Below are 15,155 nucleotides of genomic sequence, written 5' to 3'. Positions count from 1 at the left end.
AAAGGCGCGACAAAGGGAAGCGGAAATTTGAAGGCGGCAAAGATTCAGCGGCTGAACCTGTCACCCCAAGTGCGAAAGGCGATGCGTGGCGGGTTCACGCCGACATCGATCAAGGCCTGCTCTTCCACGCTGGCCGAATCGACCTTCACAGTCTGCGTAAGCAGGAACCATCGGCTACGCACCTGCAACTGGTTGAGCGGAACGCCAACGCCCTCCCCTCCTGCGCCACGCAAGGCCTCGTCGGCATTTTTCCAGCCGAGCGCAGGCCGTGACGCCAACAAGGCGCGGGCGCGCTGCGCCGGAATGGCCTGCGGCGCGATCATCGTCAGCAGAAGGGACTGATCCGGCCGCAAGGTGTTGACGTTGATCGGTGACAAGTCCGCCCCGGGCAAGGCGCAAAGCCAAGGGCGCAGGCGCTCATAGAACTGCGGCGTCATCCCACGCACCGCACGAATCTCGCTGACATCGCTGATCAACCGGCCCGCGGTTCGGTATGGGACGGCCTGGCCCTGATAGCTGTCGTCCTCGGCCCCATTTGGCGCCGGTGCATTGTCAGTGTCGATCCAATCGGCAATCGAATCGCTGATGATGGCGGCTTCTGCTTCGGGAATGGCCAGCCCCTTCATCAATGCTCGCATCTGGTTCAGCCCAACCAGCCTGAGGCGCAGTGCGCCTTGGGCATCAGCTTCGACGAGGGAGTTGAGATTGAAACAGTTCCCCGCATCGTCAACGCGCGCCATCACGGTGCCACGCGGCAAGGGCAGCGGAAAGTCCCGACCGAGCAGACCGTTGTGATCTACCGTCCGGTCCTGCGAGGTTTCGACCAATGACTTGATCCGCGCCATCGCCAGCGATTCGGCGCTTGTCGCATAGAGCCGCGCCTGCGTCATCGCCTGGCCATTGGCGGCAAGGCGCGTGGCGAGATTGAGACGGTCGAGCATCAACGCGGCAATGACCGCCATCACCGCAACCAGCAGCAAGACGGAGAGCAAGGCCGCACCCCGCTCGCGAGGGTCATCCGGCCTCACTGATAGTTAACCCCGACAAGCGAAACCACGCGCAATGGCGGCACGCCCTTCTGCGGGATCAGCAGTTCGATCGCCACGGGCAGTTCGGTCGACAGTTGCGGGTCCCAGCGATCGCGCCAATTGCCGTCCTTCGCCCGAAAGCGCACCGTAGGCGGCGCATAGAGGGCGAGAACATCCGCTCCGGCTTCCGCCGCCGAACCATCAGGAAAAGGATAGCCGGCCCGAACCAGTGCCTTTGCGGTGATCCGATACTCCACCTTCTGCAGGCCGGGGCGCGGTGCGCCATCGACATTGTCCCAGCCGCTCCGGGTAAAACGGATCATCACGCCATCGGTGTTGGCTTCGAAGGCCGGGTGGCTCGTGCCGGAAGCGTCACGCGAAGGACGCGGCACCGCCTGCGCCAGATCGGCCGTCCACACCGCAAGGAAACGCCGCTGGCTGGCAATGCTTTCCGTCTTGTCCCGGCTCGCAAGCTCGGCATCCACCGAGAACCGCAGCAGTCCCAGTGCACCGACCGCAATTACCGCGAACAGGGCCAGTGCAATCAGCATCTCGACCAGGGTGAAGCCGTTGGGCGAAGGTTGCTGCCTCACGCGCCGGGCAGCCTGGTGAAATCGAGAGTGAAGGACTGGCTCTGCGCACCCGGAGTCGTCTCGCGGACCGACAGGACAATGCCCAACACGCCATAATCTGGGCGCATCTCGACGGTGCGGGTCCATTGGAAGCGGCGTCCCGCATTCTCGATGGTACCCGATGCCGAACCGACCGGCGGCGGCGCCGGATCGGTCAGAATCTCGGCCGCCATGTTCTGCGCCACGATTTCCCGAAGCAGCCGCTGATCCAGATCTGCCGTGCGCGAAATGCTCGCGCCCTCCATCTGCAGCAAGGCAAGCGCCGCGATGGCAAACACCGCAAGCGCCACGAGCAGTTCGAGCAAGGTAAAGCCGTTACGCTCAGCCGCCATCGACGATCACGCTCCCATCGCGACGCAGGTGGATTGAAAGCGCCGCTTCAGCACGCTGCAGACGGATCAGGGCTTCGCTGCTGGCAAGCCCCAGGGAATCGAAGACGATGCGTTGCCGTTGGCCGTCCACGATCGTCTCGGGATTCCACCCGGTGAGCTCGAAGCCCCGGCCCGGCAATGGCTGCCAACGCCCCTCGCGGCGCCCCTCGAAGTAGTAACCCTTCTCGCTCACTACCAGTGATACAGGTCGCGCGCCGACGATGGCCTCATCCCGCGCCGCGAGCGTTCGCGCTGCAAAGCGCTCGGCCTCCTCACGCAGCTTGCGCCCATCGCCGGGGATCGTCAGCACTGCCGCCGTCGCCAGGAGCCCCATGACCAGCAGGACAACCATCATCTCGACCAGCGAGAAACCGTTGCGGGCAGTAAAAGAGCGACTCTGACGGGGCACGAAATCTCGCATGCGGCAGGAACGTGACGGTTTTACGACCAAGTGACCAGAGGCTTCAAGTTGCAGTCTGACGCCTCGGTGGAGTAGAGAGCAGGCGATGATGCTTGCCAACGAAGCTTCTGCCGACCGCCTGCTGACCTTGCCGGGCATGATGCGCGTGCCAACGCCCAGACTCGAGATGTTCATGCTGCGCGGGTTTCTGAACGATCAGGAATGCGCTTCGCTGGTCGCTCGCATCGATCGTGACCGTCGGCCTTCGACTATCGCGGATGCAAACGGTGATCATTACTTCCGGACAAGCGAGACCTGCGATCTGCCGATGCAGGAACCGGAGATCGTTGCCTTGGACGAAAAGATCTCGGCAATCGCCGGAATTGATCGACAGTTCGGCGAGCCCATTCAGGGTCAGCGCTATGAACCCGGGCAGGAATTCAAATCGCACACGGATTACTTTGATCCGCATGGAGCGGATTTTCAGCGCTACTGCAACATAGCCGGGCAGCGCACCTGGACCTTCATGGTCTATCTCAATGACGTCGAGGCGGGCGGTGCAACGCGGTTCAAGGTGATCGACAAGATCATTCAGCCCGAAAAGGGCAAGCTGGTGTGCTGGAACAACCGTCGTCCCGACGGTTCGGTAAACCCGGCCACGCTCCATCATGCCATGAAGGTGCGCAAGGGCCTAAAGTACGTGATCACCAAATGGTTTCGCGAACGTCCCTGGACCTGACGGTCAGCCTTCCTCGTCGCTGCTCCGCGCGCTTCGGATGGTTGGAAGGCACCGAAACAGAACGTTCGTGTCAGCCTCCCCGAGCAAGGCCGTAAATCGGGTTTCGTGCCTCTCGATCCGCGCCACGGCGTCGTCCGCCATCTTGCGACCGGCTTCCGTCAAAGTCAGCGCATGGCTGCGACCATCCAGGCGCCGACGCTCGACCAGGCCTCGCTCCATCAGCCGCGAGATGATCGGAACCATGTTGGCGCGCTTGATCGCCAGCACCTGCCCGACCTCGGTCTGCGAACAGTCAGGATTTTCGGCAATGACCAACAGCGTCGTCACTTCGGCCGGACGCAAGTCAAGATCGGAAAGTTCGCGCCCCAGGTCTGCCATCATCACGGCGGACGCACGGCGGAGCTGATAGCCGAGGCGGCTCTCAAGGGAATTGGTCAGCGTCATGGCCTGATCTTTAGGACGGCTATCGCTGATAGCAATATGCCATGGCAAACCACTCACGCAAAAGAAAAGGGCGACCGAAGCCGCCCTTTCCGTGAATGCCCTGTCGCCAGCGTTCAGCGCTTGAGCGAAAGACCACCAAAGCGCTTGTTGAACTGGGCAACACGGCCGCCCTGGTCCAGCTGGCGCGTACCACCGGTCCATGCCGGGTGCGAGGTCGGGTCGATTTCGAGAGCGAGCGTGTCGCCTTCCTTGCCCCAAGTAGAGCGGGTCTCGAAAACGGTGCCGTCGGTCATCTGCACCTTGATCATGTGGTAGTCGGGGTGAATGCCAGTCTTCATGGGTCTTGCTCCGGTGCGCAGCCGGTTCCGACCGGCCGCTAGAATCTGTAAGGGCGCGCGCCTAGCGGAATGCGGCGCTGTTGTCCAGCGTGGCCAGTGATCAGCTGTCCGCAATCATCGCAGTGAAGTTGACCTCGCAGGTCACCTTGTCGCCGATCATCGCCTTGCCAGCGAACTTGCATACGCGCGAACGCTTCTGGGTGAACTCGACATGCAGGTCGAGCAGGACACCGGGCTCCACGGGATTGCGGAACTTGGCCTCCTCGATCGCCATGAAGTAGACCAGCTTGCCGGACCCCGCGAGACCGAGCGATTCCACGGCGAGGACGCCAGCCGCCTGGGCCAGCGCTTCGATCTGGAGGACGCCAGGCATGATCGGGCGGCCGGGGAAATGCCCTTGGAAGAACTGCTCGTTCATCGACACGGCTTTCACCGCGTGGATACGCTCGTTCAGGGTGAGAGAAGCGACACGATCGACCAGCAAAAGCGGATAGCGGTGCGGAAGCGCCGCCATCACCTTGCGAACGTCATAGTCGGTGATCACGCCCTGCGGCGCGTTCTGTTCCTCGGACATTACCCGGCCCCCGAACCGAAGACCTCAGCGGCCTTCGGGTGCCTTCTTCGCAGGCTGCGCGGCGGTCGCCGGCTGCTGTGCGGCCTGGGCCTGAGCCTGCTGCTCACGCTGCGCGCGCGGCATCCAGCCAGCCGGCGGCACCAGCTGTGCCGAAGGAATAGCCTTGTTGAGCTCGGTCAGGATATCCTGGTTGAGATTGTAGACCTGGCCCGCCTTGATGACCGACTGGGAATCGATCACCAGCGTGATCTTCTTCTTGTCCATCGCGGCCTGGGTGGCGGCATCAAGCTTGTCGCCGATCTGCTCGAGCACGTACTGCTGCGAGAGGTTGAGAGGCTCGAGAATCTTCTGGATCTCGGCCTGGCCAGCCTGTTCGATCTGCTGGATCTGTTCGTACTGGGCCTGCAGCGCAGCACGGTTCGGGTTTGCAGCCTTCGAGTCCGCCTGAAGCTTGTCGATCAGCGGCTTGAGCTGCGCTTCGATCTGGGCTTTGCGCGCATTGGCCTGGTCGATCTGCGGCTTGTAGGTGGTCGGACGCTGCTGCTGCGCGGTCTGGTACGCAGCCGACGCGGCGACAACTGCCGAAGGATTGGCGATTGCGATGCCAGGGGTGACCGTGCCGGAAGTGGCCTGCGCCACAGCAGCAGTCGGCGAAACGGAAAGAACGGCGAGGCCCGCGAGAAGCGCGGAAGCGTAACGGATTTTCATCAGAACTGGGTTCCCACGTTGAAAGTGAAGGTCTTGGGATCATCGCCGTTGGCCTTCTTGAGGACCTTGGCAAAATCGAGGCGGAACGGGCCAAACGGCGAATTCCAGTTCACGCCGATGCCGACCGAGACGCGCGGCGAGATCGTATCGCCAACGTACTCTTCGACATAGCGCGTGATCCGTGCGGGATCCGCGTTGGGTGGAATAACGGTGGTGATCTTGCCGGCATCGTCGGTGTAATAAGTCACCGCATTGGGATTCTGCGTCAGCGGCTTGGTGATGCCCCATACCGCACCGGCGTCGACATAGACCGAAGGACGCAGGCCCAGTTCGCGGGCGCCTGACCCCAGCGGGATTTCAAGCTCGGCACGAGTCAGATAGTAGTACTTCCCGCCCAGCGCGTCATCGACCCACTGGTTGCGGTCAGTCGAAGCGGTATCGGGGACGCCGTCGTTGTTGGTGTCGATCGTGAGGAACTTGCGCAGAACGCGCGGGCCCACGCCGCGAATGTCGAAACCGCGGATCTGAGGCTCGCCAAGGAAGAAGCGGTCTGTCAGGCGGACATCGTCAACTGTCGGATCGCTCGACCGGCTCGACAGCGCCTTGATCGCACCGCCTTCCGCACGGACTGAGAAGATGAAGCCACCGCCCACCGGCCAGAACTTCGCGGCGTTGGCGGTGATGCGCGCATAGCGGACGGAACCGCCCAGCCCGGCAACGTCGGCGCCGACTACGAATTGGGTACCGCGGCTCGGACGCAGGCGGTTGTCCAGCGTGTCATAGACCAGCGAGGCGCCGAGGATGGAACTGGTGCGCTTGCCGATGGCATCGCACAAGTAGCGCCCTGCCAGCAGAATGCTGCACTGGCCGTTAACGTAGAACGTGTTCTGGTCGAGCGTAACGTCATCAAGATTGAACGTGTAGCGCCCGATCAGGGACATGTATTCCGACAGCGGCACGCCGACACGAGCCGAGAAGCCGGTCGTCGCCTGCTTGTAGGTCGTGTTGCGGTTCGAGTTGAACTGGTTGAAACTGTTCAGGTCACGGCGGTAGACGTCGACGCCCATCGAGATGTTCTTGTCGAACAGATAGGGCTCGGTAAAGCTCACCTGCACCGACCGGGTGAAGCGCGAATAATCCACCGACAGGCCGATGGTCTGGCCACGACCGCGGAAGTTGTTCTGGCGGATCGATCCCTGGAAAATGAAGCTCTCAAGGCTCGAGAAACCGGCCGAAAGCTGCAGTTCGCCAGTCGGCCGCTCTTCCACGTTAGCTTCAAGCACGATGCGGTCGGGCGCGCTGCCCGGCTTCTGTTCGATCTCGAACTTTTCCTGGAAGTAGCCCAGCGACTTGATGCGGTTGGTCGAACGCTTGACCTGGAAGGTATTGAACGCGTCGCCCTCAGCCAGACGGAACTCGCGGCGCACGACCTTGTCCTGCGTCAGCGTGTTGCCATTGACGTCGACCCGCTCGACATAGACGCGAGGTGCCTCGGCGATGCGGAAGGTGACCGACATCGTCAGGTCGTCCTTGTTGCGCGAAAAGTCCGGGCGGACGTCGGCGAAGGCATAGCCAAAGGCGCCTGCGGTTTCCGTCAGCGCGTCGACCTGATCCTCGACCATCTTGGCGTTGTACCAGTCACCGGCCTTGATCGGCAGGCGCTTGGACATCGCATCGCTGTCAAAATCGCGCAGCTGGCTGTCGACCTTCACGTCGCCGAACTTGTAGCGATCGCCTTCTTCCACCACGTAAGTGATGATGAAGTCCTTCTTGTCCGGCGTCAGCTCGGCCACGGCTGAGACCACGCGGAAATCGGCATAGCCTTCGGTCAGATAGAACTGCCGCAACTTCTGCTGGTCAAACGCAAGACGATCGGGATCATAGCTGGTGCCGCTCGAGAACAGGCGGAAGAAGCGCGCCTGCTTCGTCACCATCTCGCCGCGCAGCTTGCCGTCGCCAAACTTCTCGTTGCCGATGATGTTGATCTGGCGGACCTTGGACTTCGGCCCCTCGCTGATCTCGAACACGATATCGACGCGATTCTGGTCAAGCATGACCATCTTCGGCTCGACCGTCGCCGCGAAGCGGCCCTGCCGCTTGTAGAGTTCGATAATGCGCGCAACGTCGGCGCGGACCTTGGAACGCGTGAAGATCTGGCGGGCCGCGAGCTTGATCTCGGGCAGGATCTTGTCTTCCTTGAGGCGCTTGTTGCCTTCAAGGATGATGCGGTTGATGACCGGGTTTTCCTTGACCTGGACCACCACGTCGCCGCTGTTGTTGCGGATCGAGACGTCGGCGAACAGTTCGGTCGCGTAGAGGTCCTTCAGCGCCTGGTCACCCAGCGCCTGGGTGTAGGTCTGGCCGGGGCGCAGGCGGATGTAGGACAGGATCGTATCGGGTTCGAGACGCTGCGAACCCTGCACCGTCACAGTGCGGATGACGTCTCCGGCAGGTACTGGAGCCTGCACCACCGGGGCCGGGGCTGCAGGCTGAGATACGGGAGCCACGGCCTGCGCCGAGGCAATCCCTGGAACAGCCACCAAAGCGCTGGTGGCCAGAAGGCCTGCGCACAGCGGGGAAGTCCTGGCGTTCCGATTTTCTGCCCGGCCCGCGTTACGTCCAATCATCACCAAGCGCCATCCCGTAATAAAGTGGCAGCAGGACGCCCGCGAGGAAGTCCGGCCGCGGCAAGCAATGTAGCCCTCTGCCCGATGCCACAAGGCCAATCAAGCAAACATTGCCCCGCATTTCTGTGGAAAGACATTATGTGGAAGTCCGCCCGTCACCCCTGACCAGACGGTTTTGCGCCCGCCGCACCGGACGCCATCAAACTCGCCTCACCCTCCAAACAGCTTGAGCGACGCCACGTCGTTGATCGTGACGAACAGCATCAAGGCCATGACGAACGCAAGGCCAGTGCGGAACGCCCACTCCTGCCCGCGCTGCCCCACCGGCTTCTTCCGCACGGCTTCCGCCGCGTAGAAGGCGAGATGGCCGCCGTCGAGGACCGGAATTGGCAGGAGGTTAATGAACCCCAAGTTAATCGAAATGAGCGCCACGAAGCTGACGTACGCCTGCCAGCCCGAAACCAGCTGCTCACCAGAAAACTTGGCGATCTTGATTGGCCCGCCAAGCTCCTTGACCTCACGCTTGCCGGTAATGATCTGGCCTATGCCATTGACCATCATCGAGATTATGCTGCCGGTCTGCCTCACGCCGTCGGCGACCGCTTCAAGCGGACCGACCCGAATAATTTCGTAGCTTTTTGGACCGACGCCAAGGAAACCAATCTTCTGGGTGTTGCCGAAGCGATCGCTCTCCACTTTAACCGCCGCGCTTACGGCGATGCTGACCTGCTGACCATTGCGAACAACCACGACATCCATCGGTTCACCGGGATTTTGTCCGACCTCAAGCCTGACATCGAGGAAGGAATCAACCGCATGTCCGCGTATGGACACGATCCGGTCGTCCACTCGCATGCCAGCTTTATCTGCGGCAGAACCGGCCTGAACTTCACCCACAACGGGAGGTACGACAGCCTTTCCGTAAGCCATGGTAAATCCGGCAAGGATCAGTACGGCAAACAGCAGGTTGGTAATCGGGCCGGCCAGCACGATCAACGAACGTTGCCACAAGGGCTTTGCCTGAAACGTGCGATTGCGCTCCTCGGCGGGAAGAGCGAGCCACTCCTGGCTGGGCTGGCTGGCCGGGTTCATGTCCCCGGCAAACTGAACGTATCCGCCAAGCGGCAAGGCAGAGAGCTTCCAGCGCGTGCCGCGCTTGTCAGTCCAGCCGGCGAGTTCCTTGCCGAAGCCGATCGAGAAGACGTCGGCCTTGACCCCGAACCAGCGGCCAACGAGATAATGGCCGAGCTCATGGATGAAGACCAATGGCCCCAGCACCAGCACGAAACCGAGCAAAGTGACAAGGATTCCAGGGCTTTCGATCTGGGGCATCAGCGTACGGGTTCCATCAGTTCGCGCGCCCTCGCCCGCGCCTCGGCATCAATCGCAATGACATCGTCAAGACAAGCGGGCGCCGGCATAGCGTTGCGCGACAGCACATCCTCAACCGATTGCACGATCCGGGTGAATGCAATCTGACCATCCAAGAACGCTGCCACGGCGATCTCGTTGGCTGCGTTCATCGTGGCAGGGGCTGCCCCACCTTCGATCACAGCGTTGCGGGCCAAGCGCGTAGCCGGAAAGCGGACCTCGTCCGGCGCGCGGAAAGTCAGCTGTCCGATGGCAGCCAGATCGAGCGGAGCGCAAGGCGTGTCCATCCGCTCGGGCCAGGCCAGCGCCGAAGCAATCGGCACGCGCATGTCCGACGGGCCGAGTTGGGCGAGAGTCGAGCCGTCGCGATATTCGACCATCGAATGCACGATCGACTGCGGGTGGACGATGATGCGCAGGCGTTCCACTCCTACGGGGAACAGATGGAACGCTTCGATGAACTCGAGCCCCTTGTTCATCATCGTGGCGGAATCGACGCTGATCTTGGCGCCCATCGACCAGTTGGGATGCTTGACCGCTTCGGCCGGGGTCGCGCCGTGCAACTGCTCCAGCGTCCAATCGCGGAAAGGCCCGCCACTCGCCGTCAGCGTGATTGCATGAACGTGCGAGAGGTTGTTGCCAGCCAGACACTGGAAGATGGCATTGTGCTCGGAATCAACCGGAAGCAGCGTTGCCCCATGTCGCGCCACGGCCGCAGTCATGACGTCACCCGCGGAAACCAACGCTTCCTTGTTGGCCAGGGCGATCACGCCACCACGCTCGATTGCTGCCATGGTCGGGGCAAGCCCGGCGCAACCGACAATCGCAGCTACGGTAATGTCGGCGCCTCTCGAGGCCGCTTCAATCAAGGCCGCAGATCCCGCCGCTGCCTGAACATTGGTTCCGCCAAGAGCATCGCGAAGAGCGGACAGTGCTTTCTCGTCGGCCACCACCGCAACCTCGGCACCAAACTCGCGGGCCAGCTTGGCCAAGCCCTCGGCATCGCCATTGGCGGTCAGAGCGATAACACGCCAGTCATCGCGATTTCGCCTGATCAGGTCGAGCGTGGAGGCACCGATCGAACCGGTTGCGCCCAGAACGGAAATGGAGCGCGCCATCTGCCTCTAAAGTCCTGCCTGCGTTGCGGCCCAAGCCGTGCCGACGATGATGGCAACCGGGAGCAAGCCGTCAACCCTGTCGAACAAACCGCCATGTCCCGGAATCAGCCGCGAGGAGTCTTTCACACCCGCGCGGCGCTTGAGCCAAGATTCGTAGAAGTCGCCCATCTGCGCGAAGATGGCGAGAACCGCACCTGCAATTGCTGCCATGCCAAGATTGGCAACTTCCAGCGCTGCTGCAACGCTCGCTCCGGTCGGCCCGATGGCTGAGACGAGATAGCTTGCCGAAAACACCACCAGTGACGCCCAGATGCCTGCCGCGGCCATGCCGCCAAGCAGCCCGGACCAAGTCTTGGAGGGGCTGATTTTGGGTGCGATCTTTGGCCCGCCGAGCGAACGGCCGGTGAAGTACGCGCCGGTATCGGTGCATATCACAAGCCCCAGCACGGCCAGCATCAGCGGTTCAGGCATTACGGCAAGAGCTAGTCCGCCCCACCCGACATAGACCGCGCCGAAGATCACCATCGATGAGAGGCGCGATGCGCTGTCAGCGATCTTGCCGACCAGTCGCACATACTCGACGAACACGCCGAGAGCCACAACGGCGACGAACAGATCCAGCCAAAGGCCGCCCGCCCAGAAGGCGGCGCCCGCGATCGCCAGCATGACAACGGCCGAAGCGAGACGCACGCCGAGGTCCGATTTCCTGGGAGCCTCTGCCGCGCTCGGGGTTACTTGGGGTTCAGCGTCCACCAAAGCGCCTCTCGCGCGATCCGAACTGCTCCAGCGCCTCGCGCAGGTGGTCGCCCGAAAAGTCCGGCCACAGAACGTCGGTAAACCACATCTCGGCATAAGCCGCCTGCCACAGCAGGAAGTTTGACAGGCGAATCTCGCCCGAGGTGCGAATCAGCAGGTCGAGCGGCGGCAGGCAGGCAGTATCGAGTTCGGCCTCGATGGCCTCGGGCGTGATCGCACCCTTGGCCGCAGCTTTGGCCGCCGCCCGCGCGATTTCCTGCTGCGAACCGTAGTTGAGCGCGATTGCCAGCGTCGTGCCGGTATTGCCCGCAGTGCGCGCCATGGCATCTTCGATCAGTTCCACGATATCGGGCGCAAGCACCTGATAATCGCCGATGATCTTCAGCCGGGTATTGTTGCTGACGAGTTCTGCAAGATCGTTGCGGATGAAGGCCCGCAACAATCCCATCAGGTCGGCAATCTCGTCCGCTGGCCGCTTCCAGTTCTCGGAAGAGAACGCATAGAGCGTCAGCGCCTCAAGGCCCATGTCGCGCGCGGCGCGGGCAATTTCGCGCACCGTGTCGACACCGCGCTTGTGACCAAAGGCACGCGGCATCATCCGCTTCTTCGCCCAGCGGCCATTGCCGTCCATGATGATCGCGACGTGCCGCGCGCCATGGGACGCGCTGCCGCCCGTCGAGGCGGGGACCGCCGTCACTTGCCGAGGATTTCCTTTTCTTTGGCCACGGCCGCTTCATCGGCCTGCTTGATGATATCGTCTGTCAGCTTCTGCAGGTCGGTCTCGGCGCGCTTGCGCTCGTCTTCCGAGATTTCCTTCTTGTTCTCGTCGGCCTTGAGCGCATCCATGCCATCGCGGCGCACGTTGCGGATCGCGATGCGGGCGTTCTCGGCATACTTGCTGGCAAGCTTGGCCAGTTCCTTGCGGCGCTCCTCGGTCAGGTCCGGAATCGGCAGACGCAGGGTCTGGCCATCGCTGATCGGATTGAGGCCAAGACCGGCCGAACGGATCGCCTTTTCCACCGGGGTGACGTTCGACTTGTCCCACACCTGCACCGCAAGCATGCGCGGCTCGGGCGCGGAAACGCTGGCGACCTGCGACAGCGGCATGTGGCTGCCATAGACTTCGACCGTGATCGGATCGAGCAACGCGGTGTTGGCGCGCCCGGTGCGCAGGCCGGAAAGATCGCCCTTGAGCGATTCCACGGCGCCCTTCATGCGGCGTTCGAGATCGGCCTTGTCGTACTTTGCCATGGCTCAGGCTCCTTGTCTGACGATCGTCTGCGTCCCCTCGCCCGCAAGCACGCGGGCGAGATTGCCGCGCTCGCGGATCGAGAAGACGACGATCGGAATGTTGTTGTCACGGCACAGCGCCACGGCGCTCGCATCCATGACCTTCAGGTTGTCTGCCAGCACCGTGTCGTAATCCACGGTTTCATAACGCTTTGCCGTCGCATCCTTCTTCGGGTCGGCGTCATAGACGCCGTCCACGCTGGTGCCTTTCAGGAGAGCGTCGCACTTCATCTCGGCGGCGCGCAGCGCAGCACCGGAATCGGTGGTGAAATAGGGCGCGCCAACGCCCGCCGCAAAGATTACGATGCGGCCCTTTTCGAGGTGGCGTTCGGCACGGCGTCGGATCACCGGCTCGCACACCTTGTCCATCTCGATCGCCGACTGCACGCGGGTCGGCACGCCAAGCTGCTCAAGCGCCGACTGCATTGCCAGCGCGTTCATCACCGTGGCGAGCATGCCCATGTAGTCAGCTTGGGCGCGATCCATGCCCTTGGCAGCGCCCGCCATGCCGCGGAAGATGTTGCCACCGCCGATCACCAGGCAGATCTCGAGGCCGCTGTCGCGCGCGTCCTTAACTTCCTGCGCCACGCGGGCGACATAGTCCGTGTCGATCCCGAACTGCTGTTCCCCCATCAGCACTTCGCCCGAGAGCTTCAGGAGGATGCGCTTGTAGCTGGGGACGCTCATGGATCGGATGCACTCGTAACCAAAGGGAAGTGGTCGCCCTTATAGCCCTGTGAAGGGGCCTGCCAAGGGCGCAGGCATAACAATCCCCGCACCGACGGACCAGATAACCGGTCCGTCCATGCGGGGATCGTTTGATACAGACTTACTTGATGCCGGCGGCAGCAGCCACTTCGGCAGCGAAGTCGGTCTCTTCCTTCTCAATGCCTTCGCCGAGCTGGAAGCGGACATAGTCCTTGAGCACGATCTTCGTGCCGGCTTCCTTGCCAGCGGCATCGACGACCTGCTGGATGGTCGACTTGTTGTCCATCACGAAGATCTGCGAAAGCAGCGCGTTTTCCTTGGCGTACTTGGCGACAGCGCCGTCGACCATCTTCGCCTGAACTTCGGCAGGCTTGCCGCTCTCGGCTGCCTTTTCAGCCGCGATCTTGCGCTCGCGGGCGATCAGTTCGGCGTCGAGCTGGTCGGCGGTCAGCGCCTGCGGGAAGGCAGCAGCGATGTGCATCGCGATCTGCTTGCCGAGTGCTTCGAGCTTGTCAGCCGCAGCTTCGGATTCGAGCGCAACGAGCACACCGATCTTGCCGAGGTTGGTGGCGGCCGCGTTGTGCATGTAAGGCACGACAACGCCGTTCGACACTTCAACGTGCTTGATGCGGCGCAGCTGCTGGTTTTCGCCGATGGTGGCGACGTTGTTGGTCAGCTTGTCGGCAACCGAACCACCGTCCGGATAGGCAGCAGCCTTCAGCGTCTCGACGTCAGAAGCGCCTGTGGTCAGCGCAACTTCGGTGGCCTTGCGCACGAAGTCCTGGAACTGATCGTTCTTGGCGACGAAGTCGGTTTCCGAGTTCACTTCGACAGCAACGCCCTTGGTGCCCGAAACGGCGACGCCAACGAGGCCTTCAGCCGCGGTACGGCTCGACTTCTTGGCAGCGGCAGCCAGACCCTTGGCGCGCAGCGCGTCCACGGCGGCTTCGAAGTCGCCGCCGGCTTCGTCGAGAGCCTTCTTGCAGTCCATCATGCCGGCGCCGGTGCGCTCGCGCAGGTTCTTCACGTCAGCGGCGGTGTAAGCCATTGCGTTGATCCTTTATCTTGAAAACACAGGAAGGCCGCAGCACTGCCGCGGCCCGTAAATCGCATCCGGGTCAGTTCGGTGACGGCCCGCCATTGCAAGCGGGCCGTCACTCGAAAAACCGGATCAGGCTTCAGCCGTAGCTTCTTCAGCCTGCGGCTCGGCCATGGCGCCGAGGTCGGCACCCGAAGCGATCGCAGCGTCACGGCCACCCTTGGTGGCGGCTGCGGCAACGGCTTCGCAGTACAGGCGGATGGCGCGGCTTGCGTCGTCGTTCGCCGGAACCGGGAACGCGATGCCGTCGGGCGAGACGTTCGAGTCGAGGATCGCGACGACCGGGATACCGAGGACGTTGGCTTCCTTGATCGCCAGCTCTTCCTTGTTGGCGTCGATCACGAACATAACGTCCGGAATGCCGCCCATGTCGCGGATGCCGCCCAGCGACAGCTCGAGCTTGTCGCGCTCACGGGTCAGCTGCAGGACTTCCTTCTTGGTCAGACCGGCAGTGTCGCCCGCCAGCTGCTCTTCAAGAGCCTTGAAACGCTTGATCGAGCCCGAGATGGTCTTCCAGTTGGTGAGCATGCCACCCAGCCAGCGGTGGTTGACGTAGTGCTGACCGGCAGCGCGCGCGGCCTGAGCGATCGGCTCCTGCGCCTGGCGCTTGGTGCCGACGAACAGGACCTTGCCGCCAGCCTGGACGGTCGCCGAGATGAACTCGAGCGCGCGGGCGAACAGCGGAACGGTCTGCGACAGGTCGAGGATGTGGATGCCGTTGCGGGCGCCGAAGATGTACGGCTTCATCCGCGGGTTCCAGCGGTGGGTCTGGTGGCCGAAGTGGGCCCCGGCTTCGATAAGCTGATGCATCGTGACGACTGGTGCCGCCATGGGTAATTCCTTTCCGGTTGTGCCTCCGGGACGCTGGAACCGCTGCGGAGCCCCCGCTGGCGGCACCGGTGAAAGTGCATCCCGTGTGGATTGTTCGCCTTGTTCTGCCAGCACCATGCCA

18 protein-coding genes are annotated in these 15,155 nt (G+C 62.5%); 1 reads left to right on the top strand and 17 read right to left on the bottom strand.

What is annotated here, in order from left to right; all coding sequences use genetic code 11:
* Positions 1 to 44 precede the first annotated feature (44 nt).
* The 4 genes from gspK to HGI46_RS08020 are packed head-to-tail and all read right to left on the bottom strand — an operon-like array spanning position 45 to position 2,440.
* Complete coding sequence (gene gspK / locus HGI46_RS08035) at positions 45 to 1,028, bottom strand: type II secretion system minor pseudopilin GspK (protein ID WP_206065597.1); 984 nt, start codon at positions 1,026 to 1,028, stop codon at positions 45 to 47.
* Entirely contained in the window at positions 1,025 to 1,621 is a 597-nt protein-coding gene (gene gspJ / locus HGI46_RS08030) for a type II secretion system minor pseudopilin GspJ (protein WP_168903745.1), read from the bottom strand. Before gspJ ends, gspK begins: the two co-directional genes overlap by 4 nt.
* Positions 1,618 to 1,992 (bottom strand): type II secretion system minor pseudopilin GspI, encoded by a 375-nt coding sequence (gspI, locus tag HGI46_RS08025; RefSeq protein WP_168903744.1) that lies wholly within the window; start codon positions 1,990 to 1,992, stop codon positions 1,618 to 1,620. Before gspI ends, gspJ begins: the two co-directional genes overlap by 4 nt.
* Complete coding sequence (locus HGI46_RS08020) at positions 1,982 to 2,440, bottom strand: GspH/FimT family pseudopilin (protein ID WP_168903743.1); 459 nt, start codon at positions 2,438 to 2,440, stop codon at positions 1,982 to 1,984. The genes gspI and HGI46_RS08020 overlap by 11 nt, the downstream gene beginning before the upstream one ends.
* Positions 2,441 to 2,540: 100 nt before the next feature.
* Here HGI46_RS08020 and HGI46_RS08015 point away from each other — a divergent pair, with 100 nt between their 5' ends.
* Entirely contained in the window at positions 2,541 to 3,170 is a 630-nt protein-coding gene (locus HGI46_RS08015; protein ID WP_168903849.1) for a 2OG-Fe(II) oxygenase, read from the top strand.
* Between the two features lie 3 nt (positions 3,171 to 3,173).
* On the opposite strand, the gene HGI46_RS08010 is transcribed toward HGI46_RS08015, so the two are convergent.
* The 13 genes from HGI46_RS08010 to rpsB all read right to left on the bottom strand — a co-directional run bounded on the left by HGI46_RS08010 (position 3,174) and on the right by rpsB (position 15,034).
* Entirely contained in the window at positions 3,174 to 3,614 is a 441-nt protein-coding gene (locus tag HGI46_RS08010) for a MarR family transcriptional regulator (RefSeq protein ID WP_162895994.1), read from the bottom strand.
* Between the two features lie 113 nt (positions 3,615 to 3,727).
* Positions 3,728 to 3,952: a 50S ribosomal protein L31 gene (gene rpmE / locus HGI46_RS08005; protein ID WP_039337458.1), complete on the bottom strand. Its 225-nt coding sequence runs from the start codon at positions 3,950 to 3,952 to the stop codon at positions 3,728 to 3,730.
* Positions 3,953 to 4,052: 100 nt separating this feature from the next.
* Positions 4,053 to 4,526 (bottom strand): 3-hydroxyacyl-ACP dehydratase FabZ, encoded by a 474-nt coding sequence (fabZ, locus tag HGI46_RS08000; protein ID WP_118073471.1) that lies wholly within the window; start codon positions 4,524 to 4,526, stop codon positions 4,053 to 4,055.
* 24 nt (positions 4,527 to 4,550) lie between these two features.
* Positions 4,551 to 5,234: an OmpH family outer membrane protein gene (locus HGI46_RS07995; protein ID WP_168903742.1), complete on the bottom strand. Its 684-nt coding sequence runs from the start codon at positions 5,232 to 5,234 to the stop codon at positions 4,551 to 4,553.
* A complete protein-coding gene (gene bamA, locus HGI46_RS07990; RefSeq protein WP_118073469.1) occupies positions 5,234 to 7,861 on the bottom strand; it encodes an outer membrane protein assembly factor BamA in 2,628 nt (875 codons plus the stop codon). Before bamA ends, HGI46_RS07995 begins: the two co-directional genes overlap by 1 nt.
* 210 nt (positions 7,862 to 8,071) lie before the next feature.
* Positions 8,072 to 9,193, bottom strand: coding sequence for an RIP metalloprotease RseP (gene rseP / locus HGI46_RS07985; protein WP_168903741.1), 1,122 nt, complete (start codon positions 9,191 to 9,193; stop codon positions 8,072 to 8,074).
* Positions 9,193 to 10,350, bottom strand: coding sequence for a 1-deoxy-D-xylulose-5-phosphate reductoisomerase (locus HGI46_RS07980; protein WP_168903740.1), 1,158 nt, complete (start codon positions 10,348 to 10,350; stop codon positions 9,193 to 9,195). Before HGI46_RS07980 ends, rseP begins: the two co-directional genes overlap by 1 nt.
* A gap of 6 nt (positions 10,351 to 10,356) precedes the next feature.
* Positions 10,357 to 11,103 carry a phosphatidate cytidylyltransferase gene (locus tag HGI46_RS07975; RefSeq protein ID WP_346766692.1) on the bottom strand — a complete coding sequence of 249 codons (747 nt, stop codon included), beginning with the start codon at positions 11,101 to 11,103 and terminating at the stop codon, positions 10,357 to 10,359.
* Entirely contained in the window at positions 11,093 to 11,737 is a 645-nt protein-coding gene (uppS, locus tag HGI46_RS07970) for a polyprenyl diphosphate synthase (protein ID WP_206065623.1), read from the bottom strand. Before uppS ends, HGI46_RS07975 begins: the two co-directional genes overlap by 11 nt.
* A gap of 62 nt (positions 11,738 to 11,799) precedes the next feature.
* Positions 11,800 to 12,357, bottom strand: a complete 558-nt coding sequence (gene frr / locus HGI46_RS07965) for a ribosome recycling factor (RefSeq protein ID WP_118073464.1) — start codon at positions 12,355 to 12,357, stop codon at positions 11,800 to 11,802.
* Between the two features lie 3 nt (positions 12,358 to 12,360).
* A complete protein-coding gene (gene pyrH, locus HGI46_RS07960) occupies positions 12,361 to 13,083 on the bottom strand; it encodes a UMP kinase (RefSeq protein ID WP_168903737.1) in 723 nt (240 codons plus the stop codon).
* Between the two features lie 142 nt (positions 13,084 to 13,225).
* Positions 13,226 to 14,152 (bottom strand): translation elongation factor Ts, encoded by a 927-nt coding sequence (tsf, locus tag HGI46_RS07955; RefSeq protein ID WP_118073462.1) that lies wholly within the window; start codon positions 14,150 to 14,152, stop codon positions 13,226 to 13,228.
* 123 nt (positions 14,153 to 14,275) lie between these two features.
* Entirely contained in the window at positions 14,276 to 15,034 is a 759-nt protein-coding gene (rpsB, locus tag HGI46_RS07950; protein WP_168903736.1) for a 30S ribosomal protein S2, read from the bottom strand.
* Positions 15,035 to 15,155 lie beyond the last annotated feature (121 nt).

Origin of the sequence: Novosphingobium sp. ERW19, assembly GCF_012641315.1 — a bacterium.
Lineage (GTDB): Bacteria > Pseudomonadota > Alphaproteobacteria > Sphingomonadales > Sphingomonadaceae > Novosphingobium.
Note: the sequence above shows the minus strand (reverse complement) of the source record. Positions and strands in the feature narration are given on the sequence as shown.

Bases quoted from the DNA above. Each gene is read 5' to 3' on its own strand.
- HGI46_RS08015 (WP_168903849.1), top strand. From the start codon at position 2,541: ATGCTTGCCAACGAAGCTTCTGCCGACCGCCTGCTGACCTTGCCGGGC.
- frr (WP_118073464.1), bottom strand. From the start codon at position 12,357: ATGGCAAAGTACGACAAGGCCGATCTCGAACGCCGCATGAAGGGCGCC.
- rpmE (WP_039337458.1), bottom strand. From the start codon at position 3,952: ATGAAGACTGGCATTCACCCCGACTACCACATGATCAAGGTGCAGATG.
- HGI46_RS08010 (WP_162895994.1), bottom strand. From the start codon at position 3,614: ATGACGCTGACCAATTCCCTTGAGAGCCGCCTCGGCTATCAGCTCCGC.
- rpsB (WP_168903736.1), bottom strand. From the start codon at position 15,034: ATGGCGGCACCAGTCGTCACGATGCATCAGCTTATCGAAGCCGGGGCC.
- gspI (WP_168903744.1), bottom strand. From the start codon at position 1,992: ATGGCGGCTGAGCGTAACGGCTTTACCTTGCTCGAACTGCTCGTGGCG.
- uppS (WP_206065623.1), bottom strand. From the start codon at position 11,737: ATGGACGGCAATGGCCGCTGGGCGAAGAAGCGGATGATGCCGCGTGCC.
- tsf (WP_118073462.1), bottom strand. From the start codon at position 14,152: ATGGCTTACACCGCCGCTGACGTGAAGAACCTGCGCGAGCGCACCGGC.
- pyrH (WP_168903737.1), bottom strand. From the start codon at position 13,083: ATGAGCGTCCCCAGCTACAAGCGCATCCTCCTGAAGCTCTCGGGCGAA.
- rseP (WP_168903741.1), bottom strand. From the start codon at position 9,193: ATGCCCCAGATCGAAAGCCCTGGAATCCTTGTCACTTTGCTCGGTTTC.
- HGI46_RS07995 (WP_168903742.1), bottom strand. From the start codon at position 5,234: ATGAAAATCCGTTACGCTTCCGCGCTTCTCGCGGGCCTCGCCGTTCTT.
- bamA (WP_118073469.1), bottom strand. From the start codon at position 7,861: ATGATTGGACGTAACGCGGGCCGGGCAGAAAATCGGAACGCCAGGACT.
- HGI46_RS07980 (WP_168903740.1), bottom strand. From the start codon at position 10,350: ATGGCGCGCTCCATTTCCGTTCTGGGCGCAACCGGTTCGATCGGTGCC.
- fabZ (WP_118073471.1), bottom strand. From the start codon at position 4,526: ATGTCCGAGGAACAGAACGCGCCGCAGGGCGTGATCACCGACTATGAC.